Here is a 6069-nt window from a genome sequence, read left to right as displayed (position 1 = left end):
TGCTGAGGATACGGTGATTGTGGATGCAACAGAGGTAAAAATCAATCGTCCTAAAAAAATCAACTAGCCAATTATTCTGGTAAAAAGAAATATCATGCTATGAAGGCTCAAGCGATTGTCACAAGCCAAGGGAGAATTGTTTCATTGGATATTGCGGTGAACTATTGCCACGATATGAAATTGTTCAAAATGAGTCGCAGAAATATCGGACAAGCTGGTAAAATCTTGGCAGACAGCGGTTATCAAGGACTCATGAAGATGTATTCACAAGCGCAAACTCCGAGGAAATCAAGCAAACTTAAGCCACTAACTCTTGAAGATAAAGCCTATAACCATGCGCTATCTAAAGAGAGAATCAAGGTTGAGAATATTTTTGCCAAAGTAAAAACGTTTAAAATATTTTCAACAACCTATCGAAATCGACGCAAACGGTTTGGATTACGAATGAATTTGATTGCTGGCATTATCAACCGTGAACTAGGATTTTAGTTTCGCAGGGAGTCTAATATAAGCCTCAACCAGTTCTCAGAGTTGAGATTCCCAAACCAAACGGAGGCATCCGTCAACTAGGAATTCCAACAGTTATGGATAGAATGATTCAACAGGCCATTGTTCAAGTCATTAGCTCCATTTGTGAACCCCATTTCTCAGATACGAGCTATGGATTTAGACCAAATAGGTCATGTGAAAAAGCCATCATGAAGCTCTTAGAGCACTTAAATGACGGCTATGAGTGGATAGTGGATATAGACCTAGAGAAATTTTTCGATACGGTTCCTCAAGATAGATTGATGTCCTTAGTACATAACATTATCGAAGACGGAGATACGGAATCCTTGATTCGTAAGTATCTTCATTCAGGTGTTATCATTAACGGTCAGCGTCATAAAACGCTAGTTGGCACACCACAGGGAGGAAATTTATCTCCTCTCTTATCCAATGTCATGCTTAATGAATTGGACAAGGAATTAGAAAAGAGGGGACTTCGATTTGTGCGCTACGCAGATGATTGTGTAATTACGGTCGGAAGCGAGGCAGCCGCTAAGCGTGTGATGTATTCAGTCAGTTATTTTATTGAGAAACAGCTAGGTTTGAAAGTAAACATGACCAAGACTAAGATTACTAGACCAAGAGAGCTGAAATATCTAGGTTTTGGGTTCTGGAAATCATCATCTGGTTGGAAAAGTCGTCCCCATCAAGATAGTGTTCGGAGATTTAAGCTTAAATTGAAGAAACTAACACAGAGGAAATGGAGTATAGACTTAACAAGACGTATTGAGCAACTGAATTTGTCCATTTGAGGATGGATAAACTATTTCTCATTGGGAAATATGAAAAGTATAGTCACCAGCATAGATGAGCGTTTGCGTACTCGCCTACGAGTGATTATCTGGAAGCAATGGAAGAAGAAATCTAGACGACTATGGGGACTACTTAAGCTAGGGGGTCCTAAATAGATAGCAGATAAGGTATCTGGCTGGGGCGACCACTATCAATTAGTAGCTCAGAAATCGGTACTTAAACGCGCGATATCAAAACCAGTCCTTAAAAAACGTGGACTGGTTTCGTGTTTGGATTATTACCTTGAACGACATGCGTTAAAAGTTAGTTAAACCGCCGTATGCCGAACAGCACGTACGGTGGTGTGAGAGGGGATAGAGATTATCCCCTACTCGATTATTGAACTAAAATGAAAGAATTGCTTACAGAAAAAGCTCCATACACTAGATGTGCATAGAGCAATTGGGCTTTATTTGATATAGAGTTCTTGATTTTTTAGGACAATTTCTCGTACACTTGTAAACTTTTTGAGTTTTTTGATTTCTTCTGGATGAGTGACGAGAGTGATAACATAACCTTCCTTGCCCATACGACCTGTACGGCCAGCACGGTGAGTGTAGGTTTCAATATCTCTAGGAACATCAAAGTTTACGACGCATTCTAGACTATCGATATCAATTCCACGAGCCAAAAGGTCAGTTGAAAGGAGTAGGGTTAGCTGCTTGTCCTTAAACTTTTCTAGGATAACCTTTCTAAACTTGACATTGACATCGCTAGCGAGGGAGACAGCCAAGATATCCCGATACTGTAATTTTTCTTCTGCACTTCCAAGGTCTGATAGGCTGTTAAAGAAGACTAAACCACGGAAATCCTCTACATGAGCCAGTTTTCGCAGCATATCTACTCGGTGACGTTGGTCTACCTGCATGTAGAAATGTTGAATGTTGTCTAACTTTTGATCAGAGAGATCAATAGTGCGCGTGTTTGGTTCAATCTTTTCTTGGTCAAACTTGGTCGTCGCACTCATGTAGATGAGTTGGTGGTCACGAGGTGCGTAGTGAGTGATTTTCTCAACAAAGTGAATCTGAGAATCATCGAGCAATTGGTCAAATTCATCCAGGATGATGGTTTCCACATTCATCATCTTGATTTTTTTCAATTTAATCAACTCAAAGATACGGCCAGGGGTTCCAATCAGAATTTCTGGTCCTTTTTTAAGGCGTTCAATCTGGCGTTTCTGACTTGAACCTGATAGGAAGAGCTGAGCGGTCAAACCGATAGCCTCTGCCCAGGTTTTACACACGTCAAAAATCTGTCCAGCTAGTTCTGTATTTGGTGCTAGAATCAAGAGCTGTTGGGCTTTTTTCTTTTGTAGTCTGAGAAGACTTGGCAAGAGGTAGGCGAGGGTCTTACCAGTTCCTGTTGGGCTTACTCCCAGGAGGTTTTCTACAGCAAGAAGGGGCTCAAATAGTTGAGTTTGAATGGGGGTGAATTCTTGGAAACCGAGTTGGTCACTCAGTTCTTGCCATTCAGTCGGTAGTTTGGTTTTCATTTTTCTGCCTCAAATCTAATGCCAGCAGTCTGGCGCATGGTATATAGTAGCTCATGAACAGAGCCTGCATCGTCCAGCCAATTCTGGTAGAGCATCTGGTCTGGTTGCTGGATCATCTGTGCAAATGCAGCGACTTCCTCAGTCATCGTATGAGGAGTCTGTTGGATAGGGAGCTGGACTTGATTTCCTTGGTGGTCGGTAAAAATAGCTGAGCGGATATGTTCAATCGTGTTGAGGGTTATGGTCCCATCTGTCGTATAAATCTCGCAAGGAAGATTGGAAGTGATGTTTTTTCCAGCCTTGATGTGAACTTGAAAGTCTGGGTAGAAGAGGATACCATCTCCGTTTAGGTCAATGCTATTGTCAAGCTGTTGAGCCTGGTAGGTTGCGTCCTGAGCTTTTCCAAAAAGACGAACGGAAGCATAGAGAGGATAAATCCCCAAGTCCATAAGGGCTCCACCAGCAAAACGGTCTGAAAAGACATTTGGTGTCTGACCAGCTAACAAATCTGGCATCTTGGAAGAATATTTGGCATAATTGAAATCAGCTCCTAAGATTTGCTTGTCTGCCAAAAAACTCTTGATAGTAGCAAAAGCTTCCTCGTGGTAATTACGAGATGCCTCAAAGATAAAATAGTGATTTTTATTAGCTGTTTGAATCAAATCCAGCCATTCTTGTGGCTGAGTAACAGCTGGCTTTTCAAGAATGACGTGCTTACCAGCAGACAATGCAGCTTTTGCCTGAGCAAAATGTAAGGAGTTTGGACTAGCAATATAGACTACATCAAAGGAAGACCTGAAGAAGTCCTCTAATTGATCGAAGAGTTGGATATCCTGATAGCGAGAAGCAAAGGTTGCTGCGGTTTCAAGTTTTCTAGAATAGACTGCGACCAACTGGTATTCTCCACTGGTATGGGCTGCTTCTATGAAGTGATGGCTGATAGCGCCTGTTCCGATGACAGCTAATTTTAGCATAGATACTCCTTTTCCGATTTTAAATCCTTCTTTCATTATAACATAGATGGCAGAGACTATCCAACAGAGGGTAAAAATTTTCAAATAAGCTACTAGGACTTTCCAACAGAAAGTGGTACAATAATGAGATGAGTAAATGAAATAGGAGGAAAAATGAGGTTACTACCTATAAGAAAAATATCACGTCGGTCTAAGAGGCTAGCGCTTTTTTTGACTTTTTGTGCAGGATATGTAGATGCCTATACTTTTATTGTGAGAGGGAATACTCTTGTAGCTGGACAAACGGGAAATGTCGTCTTTCTATCAGTGGGTCTCATTCAACACAATGTGTCAGATGCTAGTGCTAAAGTAATGACCTTGCTAGCTTTTATGATGGGGGTCTTTTTACTAACGATTTATAAGGAAAAATTGAGAATTGTGAAAAAACCTATTCTGTCCTTGATTCCTTTAGCAATCCTATCAATCATTATTGGATTTGTACCACAAACTGTAGAGAATATCTATCTAGTACCGCCATTGGCCTTTTGTATGGGGTTGGTGACAACTGCTTTTGGAGAAGTATCTGGGATTGCTTATAACAATGTATTTATGACTGGAAATATAAAACGTACTATGCTGGCTTTTGGAGATTATTTCCGGACCAAGCACACTCCTTTTTTGCGTGAAGGTTTCATATTTGTTAGTCTGCTTAGTAGTTTTGTCCTTGGAGTGGTTTTTTCAGCCTATTTGACGATTTTTTATCATGAAAAGACCATTCTTGGTATTCCTATTATGATGAGCATTTTTACCTCAGTATGCTTTTTGCTTCATGGCAGAAAAAAGTAAAAGAAAAAGCTTCATTTTAGGTGTTATTACTTGTAAGAAAATAGAAGATATGCTATACTTTAAGAGTTGACTATGCACGATCCTGTGCAACCGCACGAACATCGTTGCTCGTCGTAGTACAAATTTAAACTTTGTTCTACATAGAGCTCTTCTTTTAAGTGGTTCGTCCCACGATGCTAGGCGAGTCTTCACAAAAAATTCGGGGAAACCCATAAAAATCATAGGAGGTGCATAATGAGCACATACGCAATTATCAAAACTGGCGGAAAACAAGTTAAAGTTGAAGTTGGTCAAGCAGTTTACGTTGAAAAATTGAACGTTGAAGCTGGTCAAGAAGTTACTTTTAACGAAGTTGTTCTTGTTGGTGGTGAAAACACTGTTGTCGGAACTCCACTTGTTGCTGGAGCTACTGTAGTTGGAACTGTTGAAAAACAAGGAAAACAAAAGAAAGTTGTTACTTACAAGTACAAACCTAAAAAAGGTAGCCACCGTAAACAAGGTCACCGTCAACCATATACAAAAGTTGTCATCAACGCAATCAACGCTTAATTTTAAGGAGAACACATGATACAAGCAGTCTTTGAGAGAGCCGAAGATGGCGAGCTGAGGAGTGCGGAAATTACTGGACACGCCGAGAGTGGCGAATACGGCTTAGATGTCGTGTGTGCATCGGTTTCTACGCTTGCCATTAACTTTATCAATTCTATTGAAAAATTTGCAGGCTATGAACCAATCCTAGAATTAAACGAAGATGAAGGTGGCTATCTGATGGTTGAAATTCCAAAAGATCTTCCTTCACACCAGAGAGAAATGACCCAGTTATTCTTTGAATCATTTTTCTTAGGTATGGCAAACTTATCGGAGAACTCTTCCGAGTTCGTCCAAACCAGAGTTATCACAGAAAACTAACACGGAGGAAAACATTATGTTAAAAATGACTCTTAACAACTTGCAACTTTTCGCCCACAAAAAAGGTGGAGGTTCTACATCAAACGGACGTGATTCACAAGCGAAACGTCTTGGAGCTAAAGCAGCTGACGGACAAACTGTAACAGGTGGATCAATCCTTTACCGTCAACGTGGTACACACATCTATCCAGGTGTAAACGTTGGACGTGGTGGAGACGATACTTTGTTCGCTAAAGTTGAAGGCGTAGTACGCTTTGAACGTAAAGGACGCGATAAAAAGCAGGTTTCTGTTTACCCAATCGCTAAATAAAAAGGTCCAGTGAACCTTTTTATCCCGAGCCTTAAAATATAAAGGCGAGGAAGCTAGAACTAGCATTAAATAAGGCTTTCCGAGTTTTCGGAGAGCCTGTTTTTTTGGTTTGGCACCCATTTTGAATTTAATTGAGAATAGTTGGCGAATTTCAAGTTCAAGTTAGCCATCCAGAAGTCTTCTCTGGGTGACTTGTAGTTCAAGCATTTTTTAGGATA

Annotated in this window: 5 protein-coding genes, 3 pseudogenes and 1 other annotated feature; of the genes and pseudogenes, 6 read left to right on the top strand and 2 right to left on the bottom strand. The window is 40.5% G+C overall.

All coding sequences use genetic code 11. The annotated features are described in order from the left end of the window. Both FGQ53_RS10890 and ltrA read left to right on the top strand, forming a co-directional pair. Window positions 1–489, top strand: a pseudogene (locus FGQ53_RS10890) (transposase); the annotation flags it as partial. Between the two features lie 17 nt (window positions 490–506). After that, window positions 507–1613, top strand: a pseudogene (gene ltrA / locus FGQ53_RS10885) (group II intron reverse transcriptase/maturase); the annotation flags it as partial. A gap of 137 nt (window positions 1614–1750) precedes the next feature. Here the strand turns inward: ltrA and FGQ53_RS10875 are convergent. Both FGQ53_RS10875 and FGQ53_RS10870 read right to left on the bottom strand, forming a co-directional pair. Beyond that, entirely contained in the window at window positions 1751–2833 is a 1083-nt protein-coding gene (locus FGQ53_RS10875; protein WP_138338749.1) for a DEAD/DEAH box helicase, read from the bottom strand. Further along, entirely contained in the window at window positions 2830–3807 is a 978-nt protein-coding gene (locus FGQ53_RS10870; RefSeq protein ID WP_138338747.1) for a Gfo/Idh/MocA family protein, read from the bottom strand. The genes FGQ53_RS10875 and FGQ53_RS10870 overlap by 4 nt, the downstream gene beginning before the upstream one ends. Window positions 3808–3948: 141 nt before the next feature. Between FGQ53_RS10870 and FGQ53_RS10865 the strand changes: the two are divergent. The 4 genes and pseudogenes from FGQ53_RS10865 to rpmA all read left to right on the top strand — a co-directional run bounded on the left by FGQ53_RS10865 (window position 3949) and on the right by rpmA (window position 5851). Further along, window positions 3949–4652 (top strand): annotated as a pseudogene (locus FGQ53_RS10865) (YoaK family protein). A 58-nt stretch (window positions 4653–4710) separates the two neighbouring features. After that, window positions 4711–4830, top strand: a sequence feature (ribosomal protein L21 leader region). Between the two features lie 36 nt (window positions 4831–4866). Next, window positions 4867–5181, top strand: a complete 315-nt coding sequence (gene rplU, locus FGQ53_RS10860; RefSeq protein ID WP_000109141.1) for a 50S ribosomal protein L21 — start codon at window positions 4867–4869, stop codon at window positions 5179–5181. A gap of 15 nt (window positions 5182–5196) precedes the next feature. Further along, window positions 5197–5541, top strand: a complete 345-nt coding sequence (locus FGQ53_RS10855; protein ID WP_000613699.1) for a ribosomal-processing cysteine protease Prp — start codon at window positions 5197–5199, stop codon at window positions 5539–5541. 16 nt (window positions 5542–5557) lie between these two features. Beyond that, the gene (gene rpmA, locus FGQ53_RS10850; RefSeq protein WP_000916509.1) at window positions 5558–5851 is read left to right on the top strand and encodes a 50S ribosomal protein L27; all 294 of its coding nucleotides are present in this window, start codon (window positions 5558–5560) and stop codon (window positions 5849–5851) included. Window positions 5852–6069: the final 218 nt, after the last annotated feature.

Origin of the sequence: Streptococcus mitis, assembly GCF_005844455.1 — a bacterium.
Taxonomy (GTDB): Bacteria; Bacillota; Bacilli; order Lactobacillales; family Streptococcaceae; genus Streptococcus; species Streptococcus mitis_BF.
This window is presented reverse-complemented; position numbering and strand designations above follow the sequence as displayed.